This is a genomic window from Paraflavitalea sp. CAU 1676, assembly GCF_029223285.1.
Lineage (GTDB): Bacteria > Bacteroidota > Bacteroidia > Chitinophagales > Chitinophagaceae > Paraflavitalea.
Map to the genome: position 1 here is coordinate 849,107 of NZ_JARHUJ010000002.1, position 24,189 is coordinate 873,295.

Below are 24,189 nucleotides of genomic sequence, written 5' to 3' on the forward strand. Positions count from 1 at the left end.
TTAAAAGGTTGTCCACCCTATGCCAAAGTAGGACCAGGCACCTGGTTTTATGGCATAGCTCTTCACTTTCACCGTCAGGGTTTCTCCCCCCTTTGCGATGTAATCTACAATTTCATAACTGTTGTCGTAGCTACTGCTCGCAGCCACCAGCGTACCTTTTTCGTCGTATACCAGGAGGTCGAAATCCATATCCAGCGTTGTATTCTTCAAAAATTCGAATCCCCATATCTTGAAATAGTTCGTAGTGCTATTCCAGGCCAAGGTTACCTTCACGTGCTTTTTATCTTTTGGAACGGTTATTTTCCAAACCCGGGTGGAGAACTTGTCCGGACCAAACCCTGCCGCATCGAACCTGCCACAATCCCAACCTTTGTCCAGCGCCACTTTTTTCGGCTGGTAAGGCTTCTTCGCAATCTTGATCGATTCATAGATATTCAAGGCCCCGGTGCCGTCCTTTTGATCCACCTTGGGTGTTTCCTTGAGGTCCGCATACCACAGCCCGCCATCTACATTTCTTTTGGCCCCGGCCATCAGCACCGCTCTTATCGCTTCCGGATACACTTTCAATTGTGGCGATAGCGATTGCAGTATCGCTGCAGAACCAGCCACCGCAGGCGATGCAAAACTGGTGCCGCCCCAGTTCACCAATCCAACAGCCGTAATGTTTTCACCCAAGGCACATATCTCCGGCAATTCCCGGTCGCTACGGGGTGATGTAGGATTTCTGAATGTTGAAAAGGTAGATATCTTTCGCTCCGTTTGTTCATCATGACTGCCCACCGCTATTGAATTGTACCCCTTGTGATTAACGTATTCATTGGTGGATGGAACGATGGCAGTGTCGTCGCCCTGACCCGTGTTGCCAGACGCCTGTACGATCATGGGATAGGGCCACAGTACCGCCAGCGAATCGGTAATAAAATCGCTCAATTGCATCCCTCCATTTACCTGGTCGTCGGCTACATGAAAACTTCTGTTGATGACCGAACAGCCTTGTTTTACCGCCCACTCCAAAGGCGCATGCAGATCGCCCGTGCCAAAGTTGGCAGAATACAGCTTGCAATTAGGGGCATAGCCCTTGGGTTTTCCGGTCTCTTTATTCTTGATGATCGCACTCACCAACCGGGCATGCGAGGAAGTGGTGGGCGTAGTACTGTCAAAATATCCTTCGATGGTCAGGTTGGTCAGCACATCCGGCGCATCTTCCCATACCGCTACCTTGATGTCTTTTCCCAGGTTGCTAAGCCCTTCAGTTTGCGCCTCCGCCGCTCCCGATCTGCTCAGGGACGTATCCAGCGACAGAAAATATTTCTTGTCATTGTAGAAGATACCCAGCACCAGCGGATCATTCTTGATCAGGTCAATGGTTCTCCTGGATGCCTTCGCAAAAAACAACGGCAGCAATTCCGATACCCGCAATACCTCTATGCCTGACCGTTCGATGGTCACTTTTCTTACCGTCTCTTTGATCATGGCGGCCATGCGCTGGCGGTAACCCGCTATTTCGGCCGGCATGGTGGCCAATTGCGCCGCCGTATAATTGGTCTTGGCTGGTTCGTTGATATCCAGGGCCAGCCACACGGCTATATCGATGCCCGCTGTATCGGGTAATGCGGGCAGCCGCGATGCCAGCCCGGGGTGTATCTTGTTGTTGACATTGCTGGTAGTTTCATGTTCAAGGGTTGTTACTTCGGCCTCCGACAGCTCATTGCCCTGCTCATCATAAGTTTCGCCCAGGAATTTCTTCGTGGCTTTATCATAGCGCTTGTAAAATGTTACCCTTCTACCGGAATGGGGTAGCTGTTTTTCCGTACGGGCCAATACCACGGGCAGGTCGGCTGGCTGTATATTTTCCCAGTTCATCGTTTCCGCATCCTGCTCTGTATCCGTTTGCTCGTCCAGGAACGCTTCGTGGTCCGCTTCCAGATCGGGGACCGTTTCTTCCAGGTTGCCATTTAACCAATCTTCGTATTGCACGTCTTCCTCCTCCGATTCTGCAGCCATTTCAGGTTCTTCTTTCTTGATAAGGGAAGCAGATTTATTGCCCCAGGTGCGCCAGTCGGCCAGGATCGTGTTGCCATCACCGCATTTGAAGGATGCTCCGCCATCGGTGAGCCCCAGTTTATCGATGGCCCATTGCCCTACGTTGAACCAGATATCCGGACCGGGATCATTTTCCCGGGAAGCCGAACCCTGGCGATGGGCCAGGATATGGGTGGTATTCAAAACCGCTTTTAAATAACGGGTCAGGAATTGCCCGGCGTCATACTGCGCCTGCGTGGGTACATCCCTGTTCTGTACTTTCGAGTCTTTGTCGATCCACCATTTGCCTTTTATATTGGGGAAATTTCCTTCAAACTCGACCGCCACGCTACGCGGGCTCAAACAGTTGCCATGCCAGATCATCCTAGACAGGGGATGCAGTTGAATGATGCGTCCGTCGAGCATGATACAGAAGTGAGCGCCGGTATTGACATAACCCTCCGGTGCACTGTACACGTTTTTAGGTCCGCCCCGGCGCTTGAATGCCATATGGTGTAATACGAAGGCCCATACCGTTCTTGGATCGCGAAAACTATTGAGTATATGTTGCGGCTTATTCTTTACTCCATTGGCCTGCCCTTGTGCCGTCCAGTCTTCTACACGCGTTTTTGCTTCGGCCATCATGGTAGCTGCCGCAGCCCCCAATCGTTGAACAGCGTCTGCTTCCAGCAGCGCCCGCTCGGTTGCAAAATCGATGGACCTGGTGAGAGAAAGTCCTTTTTGCTGCTGAAAATCGCCAATGGCTTTTTTGGTGGCTTCGTCGGGCGTATTGTTCAAGGCAAGGTTCAGCCCCAACTGTTTATTCAATATGCCTTTTGCCCAGCAGGTACGGCCCTCACAGGCTTTCACTGGCTTGGGCGCTTCGTACATTATTTCATCCTGGTCAGCGGCCTCGTTGCCATAGGCTGTTTCCTGGGTCGATGCATCCTGCTCCCACTGATAATTTTCTTCCCTATCATCACTTTCTTCATTACCATATCCTGTAAATTGATCCTGTTCATTGACGGGTTCCTCTTCGTCAAACTCATGCGCAGCAAAGGAAGGAGCGAAGGTTTCACCCGGTTCATGGGGCTGCTCCATCACGAGCCCCTCTTCAAAAGCCTCCTCGCTTAGTTCTGCCATTTCCAGTTCCTCTTTGGTCCTGGCATCGTAGGGATCTTCTATTTTCCGGAGTAGTCCTGGCAACACCGCTACCAAATACCTGATCGCTGCCAGGATCGCTACCTGGCCGCCCACCAAATTGATCGCAGCCAGCAGCGAGGCGGCCATAGGGCCACTGCTGAAAAATTTTGCCACTTCACCGGGCAAGGCCTCGTCGATATCCAGCACGTCAGGATCCGGTTTGTACACTTTCCAATGGCTGATCTTGTCGTACCGGCTGCTGAGCGTCTTTACAAAATCATTGGTGTACGGCGGCTCATTAAAGATCACCGCAGCCGTTTCACTATCGTGGGTCATGGAGCGCCTGGAGCAATTGGCAGAACCAATGATCGCCAGTTCATTGTCGACGATATACAGTTTCGAGTGCACTTTATGGTGACCGGGAAATGGAACAGCGGTATCCAGTACATAGACCCTGATCCTGGTGTCGCTACGGGGTATCGTTCCATACAACGTGTCCATGAATGCCTTGCGCATTCTTTTGATGATATGGATGTCGGCCCGGGCGTATTTATCTTCCTGGGTAAGGATAGTGACCTTGAAGTTTTTATTGCCCGCTACTTTATCATGCAGCAGCTTGGCTATTTCTACCGAGATCATGTACTGGCATTCGAAATGAACACTCGATTCGGCATTGCGAATGGCTCTTTCCACGTTGCTATAAATGCCATGACTGTAATCAACGCCGTTCTTTGCATTATAGGTGTGTACGATCTTCACATTGGAAACGCCCTGGCCCGCACGGGCGGGTGGGGGCGGCTTCTCGGCTTCTCCTTTCAGTTTTGTGTACATGGTGGGATAGGAAGTGCCGCGGTAAGTTTTGAATTGGTTCCAGCGCCATAGAAACCGTTGCAACAGGGCATAAGCCCCATGACCGGTAAGGCGGCAATGCACATCGTGCAGTATTTCGAGCGGGGGTTTGAAATCGACCGTAGGCCACCGCACCGGCAATGCCTGCTCATTAAACCCTGTAATGGGTAGGGCCATATTGGAGGTGGTATAGGCGCCAATGCGATCGGGATTGATGTCGATGCCACCGCAAAAACCAGTGACCCCGTCACCGTTTTTGACGATGATCAACTTCTCATGGTGGCTGCCCTCATTGGTAGCAATGGAGTACTTCTTGATGTCGTTCCAAACGCCTATATCCATCCGGTCAAGCACCAGCCTCACCGCCGTAGGTACACCAGCAATGGTTTCCCTGAGCGTTTGCAGGGCACTTGCCACAGAAGGCGATCCGTAGGTCACATTGTCCCGTACCACCAGTGTATTACCCCTCCCTGTGAGCGCTTTTTCCGCCTGCGTGAGTTCTGCACTGTAATAGGGATTGTTCCAAATCATGAGCCTGATCTCTACACCCCGGTCGGCCGCCTCCTGCAACAGGGCTTTCATCGTAGCCCGGGTGTCATTGGGGATCAGGGGAAAGTTGATATCGAACATCCACCCCAGTATATAAATAAAATGTTCTTTGCCCTTGGTGGCTCTTATCGCTTTGACCATGGCATCGTAGGTATCCTTACCGTATACAAATGGCTCGGCGCCACAAAGCACCGTGTTCTTGATATACTTATGCCATTTTGATCCCTGCGCCAGCTTTTGTACCTGGGGGGCGATTGATGGCACATAATCTTCTACCGTCTCCGGATCCTGCAGCGGGCTATGGAAGTTTTCAACCGGAGTAAAGTTGTCCGCTTCCGGGCTTACTGCTACGAAATCGTTGAATGGACTGTTCATAGTAAACAGGTATTGTTCCTGGTCATCCAGGAATGTTTATAGAAGAAAAGGCATGTTGCCTGACATTGCCAGTTTGCAACACGCCTTACTGTATTAATTCATAACGGGGGGCAGTTTGGCGCCAACGCCATTCTGTTGCACCTTGACGGTGCCGGTGATATTGGCTTCCGGATTTTTGATGCGGTGGCCGGTGGCCTTCTCCCAGTTGTTGATGATGGAGAGGATATCCGATAAGGCCTGCAATTCGTCGGGGTCGGCGGCCGGCGTAAGTGCCGGCGATTGCGCTTCAATGATCCTTCTTACATTGGCTTCGTTGGGCAGGTTGTAATCGCCGAGTTCGATGCGGCGGAGCAAGGTGTTCATGACAGGTGCTATATCGAGCAGGCCTTCCGATTTACTGTGCGCGGGCAGGCCCACTTTGTTACCGATATTGATCAATCGCTCACCCGGTGTATTGCCGTTGCACCGCAAAAATTCCACCACAGGCGAGTCGTACGAAACGGCTTCATAGAACCAGGACATCATCACTACCGACGCATATTCTTCCTTCGACAGGTTGAAGTACCGGTAGTTCGTGAAGTCGGCATCGGTGGTACGCCTCGACATCAGCATTTCCTGTATCTTCTGGGCCGTATCCACGATGCTGAACATATCCGTGGTATTGGACCCCACCTGGTTCCGGGCATTGGTGTAGGCCATCCAGATCTCGGTCAGGAATTTCTCAAAGAGAATAATGAATGGCTGGTTGTTGAATTCGGCTTTTATGAATGGCACCGGCGCATTGGCATTGGCATCGCCAAAAGCAAGGTCCATCCCCAGTAGCCTATAGTAGGCATTCCTTCTCGTAGCGTCGATCGAAGACCGGATATTACTGGCAATATTCCGGTACGAGTTATTGGCCAGGTGTTTGAAGAACAGGTTTTCCGTATTCATGATCCACTGAAAGGCCAGCCGGTTGGGCGTGGTGGCCTTTCTCAGTTTTTCGTCGTGGAGATAGAGGAACACCAGCTTTTCGAAGATCTGCGCGGCACGCGTATTTTCTACCAGGTAGGCATATATGAGGTGATAGGGCGGTATGCGCTGCCCGGCGGCGCCAACGAAGGTGGTCACAATATCCCCTCCGGGAACGGTATAATTTTGCCTGATCACCATATCGGCCCAGTGTTTTTCAATGGAATCTTCGATGACACCGGGATCATCCAACGCGCAAAACTCTTCAATCGCCGTAATATTGTACGCAATGACCCCGCCTAGGTTGGTGGGTTGTGGAGGCCCGGTAAGCGCCGGTGGGGTAGGGAAGAAATTCTGTTGAAGGGGGCCAAACCCGCCCACACTGTTCAGTGCCGTAAAAACCAGGTTATTTATCAGGTCCATAAAATAGTTGTTTGTTATGATGGTTGATCATTCCGTGGTACTTTCCTGACGAGTTGAGCAGCAACCTTTCTCTTCACCGACGAGGAGCCGATGATAAACTGATTCTTTTTGAGATCGGGCCCAAATTCCTTGTCGGATCCCTTATTCCGGTCGCGTTCTTTTTCCAGCAACTTCAACTTATCCTCCAGTCGCTGCTTTTCGGTAAACAAAGCCCCCGTAGGCTCTTCCTTTTTCCTGGCAATGGCAATGTCGTCCAGGATGTTCTTGATTTCTATCTTCAGCGCTTCGATCTCCTTGTTGCAATCGTCGAACCTGCGTTTGCGATCCCGTTCCTGTTGCTCTTGCTGGCTCTGTGGCGCCGCTTTGGCTTCTTTTTCCTGGTTGCCCATAATGCATGATTTTTTGATGAATGATTTTCGGTTGTTTAGTTGAGTTCTACCGCAAACCCCAGTTTCGTCATCCATTCTTCCTGTTGTTTGTATAGCGCCGGCAGGTCGCCTTTGCCCAGTCCTATCTTATAGCCTCCCAGGGCCAATAGCCGCAGACATTCTTTCCATATCCAGGCATGAGAGGTGTACAAGGCAGGGCCTGCCTGTTGTTCCAGTTTCTCCAGCTCCCGCGGACTAACCCGCTCCGGCAGTATCACGGCCGACAGCGATCGCTCGCCAAATGCCCGGAACTTCCTTTTCAGTAGTATGTTCACCACATCGGGCAGGGCGCTCACACATAGGTTGATCAACCCCACCGAAGGAACAGCTATCATGTTGATGTCGTATGTATCCTTGAATGCTTCCTCGAGATCATCCCAGGGACCAGCCCCATAAAATTGCCGGCACATTTCAATATTCATGAGCACCCGCAGGTAGGAGATGGGGTGCGGATCGTGCTGGTGATAGGCAAATACCGCGTGGGGCATACCGCTCACCACATCGTGCAGGGCTGCCACGGCTGCAAAGCCGGTATGCACAAAGGCAAATGCATCCGCCGCCATTTCACTCGACCACCTCGAAAAAGCTTCCCCTACCATCGGGGCATGATTGGTCAACTCATTGTTGAGGGCGGCAGACAGCTCCTCATTCCAGTTGAGGATATGCGCCATCTGGTGCCCTGTTTCGTGTATGATGGCCGTTGGCCGGTAGAGATTGTGCTGGGTTACTTTAATGGCCGCCACGTTGCTCACATTGCCATCCCATAACCTCAACCCGGCTTTCAGGATAGAAGCACCCACGCCCTTATCGATATAGGTGAGTACGGGTGGCGTGGCTTTCGCCAATGGTTTCAACAATTCCTGCATGCTTCTTACACAAAGAATATCACAGCCACGCAACAGGGCCGAGATGCCCGGTGTGGTGCGCGAATTGATGGCCACGGTATAAAAGTGGATCGATTCCTCGGCCTTGAGATACCTGTTGCGCAGGTCCTGCACACCTCTTTTCGCAGCACTCAGCGATGCCTGTTCGCCGGCATTTTCCAACTGGCGCTGCAGGGAGGTAGCCTGTGCCAGCACATCATCGATACTTTTTTTGAACGACTCCCGCAGCATTACCCCTATCTGGTGGTCGATGCCCTGCCAGGCCTGGGGCGAGGCAAGATGCTCGACAACCGACAATTTGGAGGCTGCCATCAGCCAGTGATTGACCTGGCGCATCAGCGAATTGTATATGGAGATCGTAGTGGCCATTTATTAATCGAATCTTTTATCGGCTTCAATGGTCAGTTCAGGTGCGGAGAAGGAAGGAATGGTGAGATCGGAGAGGTTGCCAAGCGATAAATTGCCACGGATCGCGTTGATGACCGTCCTTATCGTTGCCATACCTGTTATCTTAGTCCAGGCTAATTTTATAGTTACTCCATCCTGCGGTTGCGCCTGTGCCTGTTTGAATTCGGTGGATCTTGCTTTGAAGAAATTGACAACGGCTTCGTAGGCATTGCCGGAGATCTTCTCTACCAGTTTTTCGATCAGCTTCGCGATGATCTCTTTGCCGGTTACCGAACCGATGATATCCCTGGGAGAAAATTGCTGCTGCTGATCGCCGATATGCTCCAGGTACAGTTCGGGAATGGCTTCGTGTACAATTTTTACTTTGGTATGAACATTCTTCAGCAACATATCGTTCAACACCGTCTTTACCGATTGGCGGATACTCATGGCGGCACCCAGAAAATCGTTGCTGTTCAGTTTCTCGACAACCGCCTTGGCATCTTCTTCGCTGAAGTAGTAGTTGAGCTTTATTTCCGATTTGATGAAGTTGATCACTGCCTGGATATCGGCCGACCGGCTTTCTATGCCCGGTGCAGGCTGCTTATTGTCGGCATGTTTGTGTTTGCTTCTGTTTACCGGTGGTATACGCAACCTGGCACCTTCTATTTCCAGGTAATAGTAACGTTGGCCTGGCAAGGCTTTGAAGCGCGTAGCTATTTTTTTAGGATCTGCCTCTTTACCCATACCAGGCTCCTTGAGCAACAGCGTAGCTGCCTGCGTAGTAAGCGGCAACAACTGCACCCACGACTTTGGCTGTTGGGCATTGAGTCCGGGCAGCTTTTCCCACTTGCCGATCATGCTCAGTCGGCCGCTGCGGCCGATCTCGTACACATGTACTTTTGCCTTCAATGGCTTCGAGGGATCGAGACCGTATTTATCGCGCAGGAAATTGGCCAGCGGCAGATTCCTGAAAGTGGTAACGGTAGAGGCCGTTTGCGGCTCGATGGTGATATCGTACACATGGGTGAACTTCTTGTACACTTTCACGGGCTGGTTTCTCGGCATCGCCACCCAGGTAGCTCTTTGTTTGGTGGGGCGCAACTCTTCCCTGATGTATTGTGGAGGAAAGTTATTCGCGGCAGCCTGTTCGAAAGCCTGCAGCAGGTGCATCGTTAGCTCCTGGCTGTCATTCACGGTGGTTTCATTCAGTGGCTGCATATTTTGCATCGTTTCCTGGATGGTGTTGGCTATGGCTTCATAGCCCAGATCGGCATTATTGGTTTCATGTACTTCAAATCCAATAGCGCTCATGCCCACGTCGATGATATTGGCCGCCAGTGGTTTCACTACGGCAGCAGGAACATATTTGCTGATGAGGTTGGCGAGGATACCTGCCAGGAAGTTGATCACTTTTTGCCGGCCCACGATCGAGATGGCGATCTTGATGGCTGGCTGCAGGGCGAGGATGGCAGCAGGCAGGAATTTTTCGATGGCCGGGGCAGGACTTTCTCCTGCCTGGAGGTTCTTAAGGTCATTAATGAATACTTCCCGGGCGGCATCCAGCGAAGGAGCCTGGACATAACCGGCTTCATAGTTAGCCGTACGTTCCAGTGTTTCATCCGAACTTTCATAGTCTACGGTAAGGTGCTGTGCATCGGGTTCTGTGGGTGCAAACAACAGCTGCGCCACATAATTATTGAATTCCGTTTGTATGCCGTCCAACTCATTTTCGGTGGGGGAGGCCTCGTCGCTTACCGCTTCTGTGGTTTCGAGATTCAGGTACTTTTTGGCGAGGCCCTGCGCATGTGGCTGCAGGTTTTTGGGAAGTTTGGCAATCGCAAACTTCAGCACTTTATCGAGCAGGGGTTTGATGAGCCCTTTGATCTTACCCAATACGAGGTCGATGGGTAGTATCTTACCTACGACGCTAATGCCCTTTTTCACCAGGTCGGTCCCTTTCTTGACCACCTTTTTGACCGAGTTGATGATCTTTCCAAAGAACTGTTCCTGCACGGGTGAATACTGACCATGGTTGAATTCGAGGTTGTCGAAAAACTGGTCTATCTGTGTTTCGGAGTGGTCGCCCAGGTTGTTGCCTGAAAAATGTTGCGTAACCCGATCGATGATGCTTTCCGATTCGCGGAGCATCGGCGCGAAATAATCCCTGGCCTGTTTGGTGGCAAAGGGAATATAGTTATTGCCCATGGCCAGTTCATTGGAGACCTTATTGCGCCAGGTATCTTCCACCTCATCGGCCATTTCATACAATACCTCGTTGAACTCCGGATCATTCAGCTCGGCAAGCAGATCAACATACTCTTCGCCGGCGGGTGACAACGCCTGGCCATTCGAGGCCGTTTCATACGTTCTGGAGAAAGGGCTCTCGGCCTGTTGAAAGAGATCGGCAAAGAAACCTTCGGCGGTCATTTTTTCCTCCGGCTGCTCTTTCCTCAATGGCATATCTGCAAAGGGCGTTTCAAATTGAGCCAGCCCGGCTTCCATACCATTGGTACTGTAATTATTCATACGTGGAAAATTGAGGTTATACTATACTGTAAATGTAACCTTTGCACGAAACCGTTACCAATCCCCCTTTAGGGGGATTTGGCTATCTATGGAAACCATTATTTTTCAAAGAAGGTTTGATGGTAATAATTGATGAGAGCAGCCGTGTTCTTTGCTCCGGTCTTTTCCAGGATGTTCTTGCGGTGTGAGCGAACCGTTTCAAAACTGATGAACAGTTTTTCGGCTATTTGCTGGTTGGTATAGCCCTGCATGATGAAACCCAGTATCTCGATTTCCCGGATACTGAGCTTTTGATTGTTGATCTGTATCTCGGTGTGTTGTTTCTTTTGAATGGCGAAAGCGGCGGCAGATACATCGTTTACATTCACGTTTACGATGATATCGATCTGCTCGGCAAACCTTCTTATCAGGAATAATAATTCCTGGACCCTTGATAGTAGTTGCTTTTCAGCCTCAGGCGTCCAGTCCTCCGACTCAAAAAAAGGAATCTCCTGTTTTGTAGAAGTATGGGGGGAAGATATTTGTATAGACAGACTACCTGGCATAAATGATTAGGTCAGACAAAAATGACTGAGCCGAAACCAGGTTAGTTGCTCCACAAGGCGGGATTGATGTGGACAGTAAATGTAACGCTATTGGCAGCTGTGGGCAATACCGCATTGTGGTAGTAAGGCATCCCCGGATTTGGTGATAGGAAATGTGTTGTAACACCGATCAGGCTTGTTACAGGAGAAGAAAGAGATGGGGATCACTCATTTGAGTAGAGTGGGGAGGGAGAGGCTTGTGCGGACGACGAGTTAAACTATAGACTCTAAAAATGGGTGTTTTCACCTTTTACAAAAACAGGCATTATTGTAAATAGTCATGGAATAATCTTGTTTTAATAACAAGAAGGTAAACACCTGACAAAGGTGCTACCCTTTTTGCCAGAGCAATTTGCCTGCAACGACTTCGGGCGCTTTCAGTGATTGCATACCTGTAGTTAGTCTAAAACTTGATCGACAGTTTCTCTGCCAGCAGCTTGCCCTCCTGGTAGTATTCAAAGACCCAGTCGCCTTCTTTCTTAAAGACGATGCCGTGAATAGACCCTTTCTCGGCCAGGAAGATTTCGGGAGCAGAGGTTTTAAGTATGGTAAATACTATTTGCGGTTTGGTATCGATCAACTGATATCCATTGGCGGTGGCCTGCGCATACAAAGTGCCGGAAGCCGATGTGGCAGCGGTACTTACTGCAGGAGTGGGAGGATTAGCGGGCGGTGTTGCAGCAACAGTTGCTGCAGGCAGGGCAGTGGTGGTCGCTGCGGTTTGGCGGGCACTTACCGGGGGCGTTCCATTGTAAGCATAAGCCACATCATTCAGAGAATTGAGCGTCGCATTCATCGCCTCTACGTACGCCGTATTGTATTCCTTTTCCCGGCTTTTACCTTCTTTGCCTTTAAACACGATATTGCCCTGGCAATCCTTCAGAAACAGGGTAAGGTTGGTGGTGAAGATCGCTTTCCGGTCTGTAACCTCAACTTTCAGTGCATTGCACCTGTCTCCAGCCAGTTCTTTCGGAAGTTCCTGGTTATCGTAATACACGGTAAACCCTTTGCTTTCGAGGAATGATTTGGCTATTAGGTTTAACCCATACTGGTTGGGCGACTTTTGGAAGTCGAACTTCTCAGGCAGCAGCACCACCTTGTAGTTGTTGAGGGTGGTTTGAGCGCCTGCCGCGATGGAAACGAGCATTAATACGAAGAGGAGGTTCTTTTTCATAACTGTTGCGGTTCTTTTTTTGTGCACTTGGAAGCCATGCAATACCCTGCGAATGTAAGAAAAGGGGGTCAATCGCGGTTTGCCTCCTTACGGTTTCTGAAAGTCTGCGTCTCCGATTTGCTGAAACGGTAGGTAAACCCGAGCCTGAACCTGGCGGCATTGAAGTTGCTGACGCGATCGATTTGATAATTGGCCGCAGCTATCGTGGTCTTTCGTTTATTAGAATTCAACACATTGGTACCGTCGACAACTACCGTGGCTTTTCCTTTAAACATTGTCCTGCTCAGTCCCGATGCGAGGTAGTAATAGGGCCTGGTCCGGCTTTGGGCATCGTTATCTGGCCCTTGCGCGTCCAATCTACATTGAAAAGTAAGTTTCCAGGGCAGTTTCAGCCGCACATTCAGCCGGCCGTTCCACGACCGATTCGAAAAACTAAAATCGGTATCCCGGTAGAAGCCGTATTGACGAAACAGGTAGCCGGTTAGCTGGCCGTTTAACGAGAGCCACGGCAGCGGGTTATAGGTCGCGGAAAGCTCCGCGCCGTACCGCTTTTCGCTGGCGAGGTTAAACGGCATGGTGATCATCACCCCCTTGTCACTTTGAAAGGTATATTGCAGGATGGGTGCGGTGGTAAAATGAGCGTACACGGTCGGGTTCAAGGTGAATTTGTTCCATTGCCGGGATAGCACCAGCTCCGCTACGTGCGTGAAGGATGGGTTCAGTCCCGGGTTTCCGACAAATTGCGCATTGAGGTCGGTCACCTCGTTGAACGGATAGAGACTCCATAACGACGGCCGGCCTATTCGCCGGGAATAGTTAGCCTGGATCGTCATCCCCTCCTGCAAACCATAGCTCATGTTAACAGTCGGGAACAGGCGTCCGTATTGCTTTTCGCTGCCGAAATCACCTTTTCTGTCGTGAATGTCTACCTGCGTGTACTCATAGCGCAAGCCTGCCTGGTAACTCAGCTTCCCCCATTGGCTTTTGTATTGCGCATAAACCGCGCCGATATTTTCCTTGTAGTTGAGTTTGTTATCAATGCCGTCCAGCACTGCCCATCCGTTGTTCCCGTATTGCCCGGCTTTGTAATCACTTAGCACCGACCGGGTTTCCATTTTGAGACCTGCTTCGAAAGCCGATTGTTTGGAAAAAGGATATACGAAGTCGGATTGCATCACCAGGTCCCGACTATCGCCCCGCGAAAGCGTGCGGATAGCAGGTAAGGAAGCTGGCAAAGGGAATGTTTTGCGGGTGAACAGGTCCCAGGTCTTATCACTGTCCCAGAAATCATATTGCACGTCGATAGTCAGTTTTTGGCCTTCCCGGTCAAAGGTCCGGGTGTAATTCGACTCGAACTGATTATAGCTACGGTTTTCCCGCGAATTACCCTGGCGTGTGAGGAGGCTGTCTGCACCCGCCGGCCCGAAGGCATAATCCAGCGCTGTTTGGTCGATGTCTCTGGTCGCATTTTTGAAATAGGCCAGGGTAAAAGTATTTTTGGAATTGGCCTGGTAATCTCCCCCGAGGTAGATCAGCCTGCCGTCGTCGTGGCGGTTTTCGTGCTGTACTTTTTCCAGCGAAGCGGCGCCATTTCGGGTCGCGATTTGCCTGGTGGAATAAAATCCAACATAATCCGAATAGCGCCCCCCCAGCGTGGCAAAAAGATTCCAATGTCCGGCTTTATAGTTCATGTTGGCATTCAGGTTGTAGTCATTCGGATGCCCGAAGGATACGCGTGCCTGGCCGCCGAATTTATCCTTACTATTCTTTTTGAGGATAATATTGATAGTCCCGGCCGAACCGGCCGCATCATACCGTGCAGACGGGCTCGTCATCACTTCAATCCTTTCGATACTGCCGGCCGCGATTTGGGTGAGGATGTTGGCCGGTGTGAGGCCGGATCGACGTCCGTTGACCAATATGGTCACATTACTGTTTCCCCGGAGCCTGATGGTTCCGGTGGCGTCGGCCGTAACGGAGGGGATGCCGTTGAGTACATCGGCTGCTGCGCCACTTTCCGAAAGGATGTCTGTACCTATGCGGTAAACCTTCTTGTCCAACTGTACGTCGACTGCCGACCGTTTGGCTGTAATCCTCACTGCAGGAAGGGAAATGGTATCGTTTTTCATCGGCGGCGTCCGGATCGCGCCCGTGGAATCGCGCGGGCGCATTACCGGCAACGCCTGACCGTGAACTTCAATGGCCATCAGGCTGGCAACAGCGAAGAGGCAGGTCTGGGCAAATCCGGATCGGACGGGCGCCATTTTCCAATGGGGGCCAATATGGAGTTTGAGCATGCAAGATAATGACACGGCGGTTCTGTTTGGTTCGATGCAAATGAACGCCATCGCAACTGTTGCTCCCCGGCTTTTAGCCAAAGTGCGGATCATGCCCTGTTTAAAACCGGAATCGACCGGGTTCACCGAAAAGGAGGAAGAAATTGTCGAAAGCTGCTTGAAAACGGATGTTGGTCGAATGTTAAAAAACCGAAGGTTTCAAAGGTTAACTTTGATACCCAACTCAGCATCACATACTTCACCAGCCGAAGCATGACCCAACGTTTTTACATGGCAGGCAATCGTTTACTAACGCATATCCTCTTCTGGATCGGATACGTGTTCGTATACACGGGCGTGCACGCGGAAGGGGAAGACGGTCTTTGGGTTTATTTCCGGATAGAACTACAAGGATTACCTGCCGCGATGCTGGTTACCTATGTCAATATTTACTGCCTGTTCCCACGCTTTTTCAAACCGAAAAGGTATATAGCGTATGCGGCCAGTGCGGTGGTGCTGCTGTTCACGGCCGCGCTGCTGAACCGGATCCTGATCGAGCGCTTTATCGAGCCACAGTTTTTCCCGGATACGACTTATTATGAACCCATTTTTGTCTGGTACCTGCTTTTTAAAGGAATGGTATGGTTTCTGGCGCCGGTCCTCTTGTTCACGTTGCTGATCAAGGCCGTGGAGCATTGGGTTGATCAGGAAAGGATTCATCAGGACACCAGGCGGGAAAAACTAGCCGCCGAACTGAACCTGCTCAAAGCGCAGGTACATCCGCATTTCCTTTTCAATACCCTCAACAACCTGTACGCGCTTACGCTGCAATCGGCCCCGGCTGCGCCACAGGTCGTGCTGAAACTCTCCGAACTGATGAGCTATATGCTGTATGAGTCGCAGTCGGAGCTTATTTTGCTGGAAAAGGAAATCGCGCATATCAGCAATTATATGGCGCTCGAAAAACTGCGGTACGGCGATCGGCTGGACGTTTCGCTGACCGCTTCGGGGGAAACGGAAGCCAAAATGATCGCGCCCTTGCTGCTGATCCCTTTCGTCGAGAACGCCTTCAAACATGGGGTAAGTGACGAGATGGATGATGTTTGGGTAACCATCGACCTCAAAGTGAAGGATGGCTGGCTCAGCGTGAAAGTGGAAAACAGCCATGCGGGAGGAGAAAACCGTGACAGCAAGAATAACACTACGGGAGGAATTGGCCTGCAAAATGTAAAACGCAGGCTGGCTTTACTGTATCCGGATGCTCACCAGCTTAGCCATACAAAGGAAGCAGCACATTATACCGTGGACCTTAAAATAAGAATGTAACAACGAATGACGGCAAGTAAAATCAGGTGCCTGGTCGTAGATGACGAACCATTGGCGATATCGGTATTGCAGGATTACATCAGCCAACTGGAAACGCTGACGTTGGTGGGCACCTGTAGGAGTGGGGTGGAAGCATTGCTTTTTTTACAAAAAAACAAAGTAGACCTGCTTTTCCTCGACATTCAAATGCCTAAGCTCACCGGTATCGACTTCCTGAAAACCTTGTCCAACAGGCCAAAGGTGATCTTCACCACGGCCTTCCGTGAATATGCATTGGAAGGCTTCGAATTGAATGTACTGGATTACCTGCTGAAACCGATCCCATTCGACCGATTCCTCATTGCTATCAATAAGTATTATCCGGCTGGTAATGCCGCCCATTCGCTTCCAACAATGCTAATACCAGCCGATCAGGGCAGTACGGGCGAGCCCTTTATTTACCTGAAATCGGATAAGAAAATGGTGAAGGTGTTCCTGTGGGAAATTCTCTACATCGAAAGCCTTAAAGACTACGTTAAAGTAAAGACCGTATCGGGAGAAGTGGTGAGCTACCAACGGATCAGCTACCTGGAAGAGAAATTGCCCGATCGCCGCTTCCTTCGCATCCACCGTGCCTACATTATTGCGACAGACAAGATCCGGTCGTTCAACAGTTCGGTGATCGAAGTGGGTGGCCAGGAGTTGCCCATCGGGCGTCAGTATAAACCGGAGGTGATGAAAGCATTGGGTATGCAGGAATGAACGGCGGAAAGGGCATCCAGGAGGGCACTAAAAGAAAAAAGGTCCACTGTGGAAACAGCTGACCTCTAACGATTGCTTGCCATATGAAAAAAGGTAAAAATCTAAGGAAGGGAGGGTTGCACTTGTCTATCTTTCACTTGTTCTCTCTATCATTTCCTCCGATGAAACAAAGATAGAACAGGAAAACACCCCCACAATACCAAATTGTGGGTCATTTCATGAGCGCAAACAGTACTCCGCCAACCCTAAATGCTTGCCCAGACTGCGTTTCCTGCGCCGAACACCATGACCACCAACCCATTTTCGCATTACTTCAACCGATTGCGCAAGTTTCCGGCACCGCCGGCCCCCAAAAGCCGGTACATTTGAGAACCATGAAACGATACCTCCTTTTGCCAATCGCCTCGCTCCTCTATATCGCCGCAGGTGCGCAGAATGCCAGCCAGCCAACCACATCACGATCAGGCACTTCAAAAGCTGCCCATACCGCTTCGTGGGGCAGCCAGCGAACTGCTGTACAGGTCAGTTTTGCCGGCAGCAGTCAGCGGTTCGACAGGAATACCCTTCCGGCTGTCAAAATCAGCCAAAAATGGACGGCAGCCGGCTGGAAAGGCGAAAAAGTACAAACCCAGCTGCTCATCTGGAGCGCGGGCGCCGTAGCCGATATTCGGGTAGCCACCAGCGACCTGAAAGATAAGCGCGGTAATACTATCTCCAAAAATAACCTGAGCACCGGCTTTGTGCAGTACGTGATGACGGATGAGTTCAGGAATGGATGCGGATACCGCAAACCGGCCGATTTCGACTCTTCGCTCGTGGCCGACATCATTCAAACCGGTAAACCCAGCACGAGCCTGGAGGCCCAAACCGTACAACCTGTTTGGATAAGCATATCCATTCCGGCATCCGCTAAAGCAGGCATTTATACCGGCACAGTTACCGTAGTGGCCGACAAAACCTATAAGCTGCCCGTTTCTCTCACCGTCGTTGACCGGACCCTTCCGGCGCCTGACCAATGGACCTACCAGCTGGACCTTTGGCAACACCCGGCTGCGGTAGCCCGCGTGCACCAGGTAGCCCTGTGGAGCGATGCCCATTTCGACCTGATGAGAAAGTATTATACCATGCTGGCGGCTGCAGGCCAAAAGAACATAACGGCCAGCATCGTACACGAACCCTGGGGCCATCAAACGTATGATGACTATCCAAGTCTCATCAAATGGACGAAAACCCGGGAAGGCAAATGGCAATTCGATTACACCCTGTTCGATAAATACGTGTCGTTTGTGATGAGCTGTGGCATCAAGGGGCGCATCAATTGCTACAGCATGGTGCCCTGGAAGATAGCCTTCACGTATTATGATGAAGCCCTCGGCAGAGATTCGATATTTACGGGCTCTATCGGATCGCCGGAGTACAATGCGTTTTGGCGGCCGATGCTCACCGACTTTACCCAGCACCTCAAAGCAAAGGGCTGGTTCAACATAACCGCCATTGCCATGGACGAAAGGCCGCTGGCAGCCATGCAATCAGTGATTGCGCTGCTGAAATCGGTCGATAAGGACTGGAAGGTGGCCCTGGCCGGCAATTACCACGGCGAGATCGAATCGGACATCGAGGATTACTGCATCGCTTCAGAACAACAATTCCCGGCCGCGGTATTGGCAAAGCGTAAATCGGCCGGTAAGCTGAGCACCTGGTACACCTGCTGTTCGGAGAAATATCCCAATGGCTTTACATTCTCACCGCCCGACGAACACGTGTGGATGGGCTGGTATACGGCTGCTACCGGTATGGACGGTTACCTGCGTTGGGCTTACAACAGCTGGACCAAACAACCGCTTACCGATAGCCGCTTCACGGCCTGGCCGGCGGGCGATACCTACCAGGTATATCCCGGTCCGCTGAGTTCTATCCGTTTCGAGAAGTTGATTGAAGGCATCCAGGATTATGAAAAGATCCAGATCCTCAGGAAGGAATACCGCACCAGGAATCAAACTGCCAGACTGAACGAGCTGGAAACTGCCTTGCAGCAATTCAAGATCAGCAGCCTGGCAAAGACGCCTGCGGCGGAGATGGTGGCGAAAGCGAAAGGGTTGCTGAATCAGTAAAGTCAAGAGCAGGGTAGTGGTCTATGAAATTTGTCAACATGCCAGCTTTTAGCGGTAGTGCCCCTGGATACTGATATATATAAAGAGATTATCTTTTCTTCAAAATAAGTGCACATCGATTTATTACGCCGATGCCGTTTTGTTGTTTCTATTGAAAAGGTTGAGGCTTTATAGATAAAGAAATACATTAGTATCAGCCCTGCAAATTCATGCGGGGCTTCTTTATTTTTTAGGTGCTTGCAAGCGATTAACGCGCATATGTGGCGGCTCTTTATCAGGCAGTCGCCCTTCGAAATAATTTAGTACTAGAATTGCTTTTAACCGAAAGTTTACGTATAATAGTGGTAACTACACCGACAAGAATCTTATATGGAATACATTTCGACATCAGCGCTCGCAAATGAACTAGACATAAGATCAAGTGACTTGTTTGACAAACTGAAAGCGTTTGGTTGGATAGAAAGGAAGAATGATAAATGGACGCTTACCGAGCTTGGAAAACATAAAGGCGGACAGGTACGAAGCAGTCCAAAGTTCGGAGACTACATCGTTTGGCCCGAAAACATTGTCCTAGACAATGGGCAACAACAAGAAAAACCAAAACTGCTTAATGCCACAGCACTTGGCAAGTACTTCAACGTTTCTTCCCAACGAATGAATTTGATTCTATCGGAATTTGGGTGGATAGAAAAAGATATTGCAGGCTGGATAATTACTAAACTCGGCAAAAATGTTGGAGGCAGGCAACTTGAACATGAAACTTCGGGCGGCTCCTATGTTTTATGGCCTGCGAATATTTTGCAAAACAAAAGTTTAGCCGGTGTTTTCAATGAAACTCCGCTAGAAAAAGAAACAACCAAGCCTGTTATATCAGTCCAGCAGCAACAGACACAGGTGCCTGTTTCAACCTCAAATAATTTCAGGGACAAGTTTGAAGCTAAACACAGAACCAAGGATGGCCATTTTGTGCGTTCAAGAGCCGAAGTAATCATTGATGACACACTGTATGACTATGGCTTGGTGCATGCCTATGAAAAGAAAGTTCCGATTGAAGAGGAATTGTATACCGACTTCTATTTACCAAATGGTAAAGTCTACATCGAATTTTGGGGCATGGAAAGTGATCCACAATATGTAGAAAGGAAGAAAATAAAATTAGAGATTTATAAGAAATACGATTTGAAACTAATTGAGCTCGACGACAGCGACATCGCCAACCTTGACGACCATTTACCGAGAAAATTATTAAAGTATGGAATCAAGGTATATTGACGGAAGCAACCACTTTATTTTTCCTTCAGCAGATTAAGAATTTCCTGATTTTGCTGGATCATCTTCTCAACCTGTTGATTAAGGCGCTCAACAGTTTTGTTAAAGTCTACCTTCGCCCCATCAATACAGTCTTTACCCTCCAATAGTCGGATTAGGGGTGCTTGTAAAACCTTTGCGATGTCGAGTAACTGGTTAATGGAAAGGCTTGTGCGGCCACTTTCTATAGCACAGTAGCCGCCTTGTGTGATACCCAGCTCAAAAGCCATATATTCCTGGGTGAAATTTTGTAACAGTCGTTGTTCTTTGATACGTTGAATAATGAGTCGGCTTTCAGTTTTCGTTGTTTGCATGACAGCATCCCTTTAATGTTAAAAAAACGAATCGCCCACTGTGGCGACTACATGCCATGCTGTTCAATTATCTGTGGAGCATTCAAATATAAGTCAGCCAATCGAGCTGACAATAATTTAACGCAGAAATCACCACCCGTGAACTTTCACAATCAGTAGGCTGCCTGGCAACTACTCCGCGGGCGGGCCGCGTTCACCCTTATCTTCAGGCCCTCGTTTTGAGATAAGGGTAACTTGTGTATATTTAAGAATTGAGCAACCCCAACCTTATGCAGAACATTGACAAACCAGGGTTATAATATTACCCTTCATTTCAAACAAGAAGCGCTTATGAAAGTACTTACTGAAAAACTGGCTGAATGGACTGATATCGATGGCGCGGAACATCAATTGGCATTGACAATGGGATTAATTAAAGAAGAAGTCGGTTCGTTTCAAGTAGATTTCAAATGGATCTACTGGACCAACAACAGGTATGGCAACGCACTACACGACATACTTATGAAAATGGTTGAAATTGGATTGCTCGAATATGATGTGGAGGAAATGAGGATCAGAGCTGTTCGGGACTTCAAGCTTAAGGGGCAGGGACAAGCATAAATAGGCGAACATTCTACATATCACGCCTGGATACCCGCCACCAACAAATACTTGGAGCCATAGCAGTAATGCTGCGGAGAAAACAAACACAAAACAAACACGAGGAATAAAATGACAAGAAGCTATTATTCAAATTCAATTTTCAACTTCTTGACAGATGACAGTGACAGAATACTGGGACAACTAATCAGAAACCACCATTTCGCAGCAGAAAACTTGCAAAGGAATGCTTGGATAAAGCAAATTGAAATCCTTAAGACTGCGCTAACACCCTTTGAACGGGGGAAAATCTACTTCGAATTCTCCATTCCGAGAATGGGCAAACGCGCTGACAATATCCTCATCATTGAAGATACTATATTCGTGATTGAGTTTAAGATTGGAGAAAGTGAATACCCCAAATATGCCCTAGAACAAACCATTGACTACTGTTTGGACCTACAAAATTTTCACGAAGGGAGTCATCATGAAAAGATAGCACCATTACTTATTTCCACTAAGGCTCCAGAGGTAAATAATACAATTGAATTAAAAGACAACTTATTCGATCCCCTAAAAGGAAACCAAAGCAATATTGCTCACATAATCACTCAAACACTTTCGTTAAAAAGAACAAAAGCAATTAACCCTACGCTTTGGGAAAACTCAATTTATAAGCCAACCCCGACAATTATTGAAGCATCTCAGGCACTTTATAGAGGACATGCTGTTTCTGAGATATCAAGAAGTGATGCGGGGGCGATAAATCTTTCAAAGACGACTGAATGTTTAAATCGCATAATCGAGCACTCAAAAGTAACTGGCGCAAAGTCTATTTGCTTTGTTACAGGGGTTCCGGGAGCTGGCAAGACTTTAGCAGGACTAAACATAGCAAACGAAAGAAGGAAAGCTCACAAAGATGAAAATGCAGTATTTCTATCTGGCAATGGTCCGTTAGTTTACGTTTTGAGAGAAGCATTAGTTAGAGACGAAGTTCAACAAGCAAAAGAAAAAGGAGAGAGATTAACGAAGCGGGAATCCGCAATAAAAGCCAAGGCCTTTATCCAGAACATTCACCACTTCAGGGACGATAATTTAATTTCCACCAAAGCTCCAGATGAAAAGGTTGTAGTTTTCGATGAAGCTCAAAGAGCTTGGTCAAAAGACAAAGCAACATCATTCATGAAATCGAAAGGAAAAGACTTCACCATCTCTGAACCCGAGTACTTAATAGAGGTAATGAATAGGCATGAAACCTATTGTACTATAATCTGCTTGGTGGGAGGCGGACAAGAAATCAACACAGGGGAAGCAGGCCTATCAGAATGGGTAATTGCATTGAAAAGCAAATATCCTGATTGGAATATATTTTATTCAGACCTAATTACTGAAGACTCCAATTATTTAAATGATGAATCACTAAAAAAGTGGATAAAGGATAAAGGGTCCCCAGAGAATGATCTTCATTTATCAGTATCAGTTCGTTCATTTCGTTCGGAACAAATATCACATTTTGTCCATGCAGTTATCGATGGCGATGCGTTGCGGGCAAAATCAATTTTATCTGAAATTGACAACCTATTCCCAATACATGTAACAAGAGATTTTAATATTGCAAAAGATTGGCTACGTAAAATGGCAAAGGGCACTGAAAGAATTGGACTGATTGGTAGCTCTGGCGGCAGAAGACTAAAGCCTTTAGGCATAGATGTAAAAAATGAGATTACAGCAGAAGATTGGTTTTTGAATGGATCTACCGATGTCCGTTCTTCCTATTATTTGGAATTAGTGGCGACAGAATTTGATATACAAGGACTGGAGATTGACTATGCTTGTTTAGCATGGGACATAAACTTCCATTTCGAAGATGGGAAATGGAATTGTCAAACTTTCGAAGGCACAAAATGGAAGAGGATTAATAGCGAAATCGACAAATCATATTTAAGGAACGCTTATAGGGTTTTAATGACAAGAGCAAGACAGGGATTGGTTATCTTTATTCCGCACGGTAACAAAACAGACCATACAAGGCCAATCGAACTCTACGACAGTATATTCAAATTTTTAAGGTCATGTGGTGTAGCTGAAATAAAGTAACAATAATTGCATTTGCAAATCACCCAAACGTCGCAGCTGACCTTACATAAGGGTAATAAAAGAATTCATGCTCAACAAACATATACTTGCACCAGATAAGCTGAACCTGATTATCAAACGATTAACGGCCCTCCTGAGAATCATTTTGATAATCTGCATTTCCTTGTCAATGGCAAGTTTGGTTACCATCATTATCACAGGGGCACAATTCGATGGGGGTTCCGACACGTTTACCTACCTGGACGGCATAGCAATCATCACAGTATTTGCTGGCTTCTATTCATTGTGCTACGGAACTTTTCCGGCTATTTTTGTATTAATTGCCCTCTACTTTCACAATAAACTTAATAAAAACGATTCCTTTCAGCCTATTAAGACGGAGGCAAAATTATTGATACTTAATATGATAATTGTTCTAATGGCAGGATCTGTAATGGCATTCAAATACTATACCCTCCTGGAATGATAAACAGATCGGCTCAAGCGCCCTTCGTTTATAGTTATCAAATTCTGCGCAACCGGTTGAACGCCGCTTTCAATCGATTGCGTGCTGTTACAACGCGCATGGCTACCAGCGTTCGCTATCCATGATCGGTTTTCTTTATTTATCTTATGGTACATTAATAACCAAAACCTATCTGCTCATGAAAAATCTTCAACCCTGCATAGCAGCGTGCCTCCTGCTGCTTTGTACGGCATTTTCACAACGCCTTCACGCACAACAACCCGACAGCACCAAACTTCCCAACTGGGTCAAAATGATGGACGATCCCAAGGTCAATTACTTCGAAGCCGTAAAAGCTTTTGAAACGTACTGGAAGGATAAAACCAAACCCGTAGAAGAAAAAGAGGTCTTCAGCAATTACACGCAAAAGAAGGTAGTAACCATCCGTAAAACCGAGCGGGAAGCCAAAGAGTATGCCTTCGAGTACAAAAAATTCCTGTTCTGGCAACAGCAAACCCTGCCTTATGTGCAGCCCGATGGCAGCATCCTCTCTACAGAAGAAAGACTCCGCATCTTTGAACAGGAAAAGAAAGACCGCCAACGTCGCAGCGGCGGTTCCTAGTTAATCACCAACATACCCATTCCTTACATCATCAGGCCAGGCGCTAAGTCTGTTCACCTGCCCTGTACGCAT

17 protein-coding genes are annotated in these 24,189 nt (G+C 48.6%); 8 read left to right on the top strand and 9 right to left on the bottom strand.

What is annotated here, in order from left to right; genetic code table 11:
- The 8 genes from P2H89_RS08095 to P2H89_RS08130 form a co-directional block, all read right to left on the bottom strand.
- Positions 1-4,938 (bottom strand): S8 family serine peptidase, encoded by a 4,938-nt coding sequence (locus P2H89_RS08095; protein ID WP_275826107.1) that lies wholly within the window; start codon positions 4,936-4,938, stop codon positions 1-3.
- 93 nt (positions 4,939-5,031) lie between these two features.
- Entirely contained in the window at positions 5,032-6,312 is a 1,281-nt protein-coding gene (locus P2H89_RS08100; RefSeq protein ID WP_275826108.1) for a hypothetical protein, read from the bottom strand.
- Between the two features lie 14 nt (positions 6,313-6,326).
- Entirely contained in the window at positions 6,327-6,701 is a 375-nt protein-coding gene (locus P2H89_RS08105) for a hypothetical protein (protein WP_275826109.1), read from the bottom strand.
- A 35-nt stretch (positions 6,702-6,736) separates the two neighbouring features.
- A complete protein-coding gene (locus P2H89_RS08110) occupies positions 6,737-7,993 on the bottom strand; it encodes a hypothetical protein (protein WP_275826110.1) in 1,257 nt (418 codons plus the stop codon).
- 3 nt (positions 7,994-7,996) lie between these two features.
- Positions 7,997-10,540, bottom strand: a complete 2,544-nt coding sequence (locus tag P2H89_RS08115; RefSeq protein WP_275826111.1) for a hypothetical protein — start codon at positions 10,538-10,540, stop codon at positions 7,997-7,999.
- Between the two features lie 98 nt (positions 10,541-10,638).
- Positions 10,639-11,085 (bottom strand): LuxR C-terminal-related transcriptional regulator, encoded by a 447-nt coding sequence (locus P2H89_RS08120; protein ID WP_275826112.1) that lies wholly within the window; start codon positions 11,083-11,085, stop codon positions 10,639-10,641.
- Positions 11,086-11,527: 442 nt separating this feature from the next.
- On the bottom strand, positions 11,528-12,298 hold the full coding sequence (locus P2H89_RS08125; protein WP_275826113.1) for a hypothetical protein: 771 nt from the start codon (positions 12,296-12,298) through the stop codon (positions 11,528-11,530).
- Between the two features lie 68 nt (positions 12,299-12,366).
- A complete protein-coding gene (locus P2H89_RS08130) occupies positions 12,367-14,595 on the bottom strand; it encodes a TonB-dependent receptor (RefSeq protein WP_275826114.1) in 2,229 nt (742 codons plus the stop codon).
- A 252-nt stretch (positions 14,596-14,847) separates the two neighbouring features.
- Between P2H89_RS08130 and P2H89_RS08135 the strand changes: the two genes are divergently transcribed.
- The 4 genes from P2H89_RS08135 (at position 14,848) to P2H89_RS08150 (ending at position 20,024) form a co-directional block, all read left to right on the top strand.
- Positions 14,848-15,900 carry a histidine kinase gene (locus tag P2H89_RS08135; protein ID WP_275826115.1) on the top strand — a complete coding sequence of 351 codons (1,053 nt, stop codon included), beginning with the start codon at positions 14,848-14,850 and terminating at the stop codon, positions 15,898-15,900.
- 6 nt (positions 15,901-15,906) lie between these two features.
- Positions 15,907-16,641, top strand: coding sequence for a LytTR family DNA-binding domain-containing protein (locus P2H89_RS08140; RefSeq protein ID WP_275826116.1), 735 nt, complete (start codon positions 15,907-15,909; stop codon positions 16,639-16,641).
- 374 nt (positions 16,642-17,015) lie between these two features.
- Entirely contained in the window at positions 17,016-18,752 is a 1,737-nt protein-coding gene (locus P2H89_RS08145) for a glycoside hydrolase domain-containing protein (protein WP_275826117.1), read from the top strand.
- A gap of 369 nt (positions 18,753-19,121) precedes the next feature.
- A complete protein-coding gene (locus tag P2H89_RS08150; protein WP_275826118.1) occupies positions 19,122-20,024 on the top strand; it encodes a hypothetical protein in 903 nt (300 codons plus the stop codon).
- A gap of 14 nt (positions 20,025-20,038) precedes the next feature.
- Here the strand turns inward: P2H89_RS08150 and P2H89_RS08155 are convergent, their stop codons facing one another.
- Positions 20,039-20,374, bottom strand: coding sequence for a helix-turn-helix transcriptional regulator (locus tag P2H89_RS08155; protein WP_275826119.1), 336 nt, complete (start codon positions 20,372-20,374; stop codon positions 20,039-20,041).
- 330 nt (positions 20,375-20,704) lie between these two features.
- Here P2H89_RS08155 and P2H89_RS08160 point away from each other — a divergent pair, with 330 nt between their 5' ends.
- From P2H89_RS08160 to P2H89_RS08175, 4 genes are all read left to right on the top strand, one after another.
- Positions 20,705-20,974, top strand: a complete 270-nt coding sequence (locus tag P2H89_RS08160; RefSeq protein WP_275826120.1) for a hypothetical protein — start codon at positions 20,705-20,707, stop codon at positions 20,972-20,974.
- A 111-nt stretch (positions 20,975-21,085) separates the two neighbouring features.
- Entirely contained in the window at positions 21,086-23,050 is a 1,965-nt protein-coding gene (locus P2H89_RS08165) for a DUF2075 domain-containing protein (RefSeq protein ID WP_275826121.1), read from the top strand.
- Between the two features lie 67 nt (positions 23,051-23,117).
- Positions 23,118-23,516, top strand: a complete 399-nt coding sequence (locus P2H89_RS08170) for a hypothetical protein (RefSeq protein WP_275826122.1) — start codon at positions 23,118-23,120, stop codon at positions 23,514-23,516.
- Between the two features lie 178 nt (positions 23,517-23,694).
- Positions 23,695-24,117, top strand: a complete 423-nt coding sequence (locus P2H89_RS08175; RefSeq protein WP_275826123.1) for a hypothetical protein — start codon at positions 23,695-23,697, stop codon at positions 24,115-24,117.
- The last annotated feature ends 72 nt before the right edge of the window (positions 24,118-24,189 follow it).

Coding starts and splice junctions, on each gene's coding strand:
- P2H89_RS08160 (WP_275826120.1), top strand. CDS start 20,705: ATGAAAGTACTTACTGAAAAACTGGCTGAATGGACTGATATCGATGGC.
- P2H89_RS08135 (WP_275826115.1), top strand. CDS start 14,848: ATGACCCAACGTTTTTACATGGCAGGCAATCGTTTACTAACGCATATC.
- P2H89_RS08145 (WP_275826117.1), top strand. CDS start 17,016: ATGAAACGATACCTCCTTTTGCCAATCGCCTCGCTCCTCTATATCGCC.
- P2H89_RS08140 (WP_275826116.1), top strand. CDS start 15,907: ATGACGGCAAGTAAAATCAGGTGCCTGGTCGTAGATGACGAACCATTG.
- P2H89_RS08170 (WP_275826122.1), top strand. CDS start 23,118: ATGCTCAACAAACATATACTTGCACCAGATAAGCTGAACCTGATTATC.
- P2H89_RS08125 (WP_275826113.1), bottom strand. CDS start 12,298: ATGAAAAAGAACCTCCTCTTCGTATTAATGCTCGTTTCCATCGCGGCA.
- P2H89_RS08120 (WP_275826112.1), bottom strand. CDS start 11,085: ATGCCAGGTAGTCTGTCTATACAAATATCTTCCCCCCATACTTCTACA.
- P2H89_RS08095 (WP_275826107.1), bottom strand. CDS start 4,938: ATGAACAGTCCATTCAACGATTTCGTAGCAGTAAGCCCGGAAGCGGAC.
- P2H89_RS08165 (WP_275826121.1), top strand. CDS start 21,086: ATGACAAGAAGCTATTATTCAAATTCAATTTTCAACTTCTTGACAGAT.
- P2H89_RS08130 (WP_275826114.1), bottom strand. CDS start 14,595: ATGCTCAAACTCCATATTGGCCCCCATTGGAAAATGGCGCCCGTCCGA.
- P2H89_RS08155 (WP_275826119.1), bottom strand. CDS start 20,374: ATGCAAACAACGAAAACTGAAAGCCGACTCATTATTCAACGTATCAAA.
- P2H89_RS08115 (WP_275826111.1), bottom strand. CDS start 10,540: ATGAATAATTACAGTACCAATGGTATGGAAGCCGGGCTGGCTCAATTT.
- P2H89_RS08175 (WP_275826123.1), top strand. CDS start 23,695: ATGAAAAATCTTCAACCCTGCATAGCAGCGTGCCTCCTGCTGCTTTGT.
- P2H89_RS08105 (WP_275826109.1), bottom strand. CDS start 6,701: ATGGGCAACCAGGAAAAAGAAGCCAAAGCGGCGCCACAGAGCCAGCAA.
- P2H89_RS08100 (WP_275826108.1), bottom strand. CDS start 6,312: ATGGACCTGATAAATAACCTGGTTTTTACGGCACTGAACAGTGTGGGC.
- P2H89_RS08150 (WP_275826118.1), top strand. CDS start 19,122: ATGGAATACATTTCGACATCAGCGCTCGCAAATGAACTAGACATAAGA.
- P2H89_RS08110 (WP_275826110.1), bottom strand. CDS start 7,993: ATGGCCACTACGATCTCCATATACAATTCGCTGATGCGCCAGGTCAAT.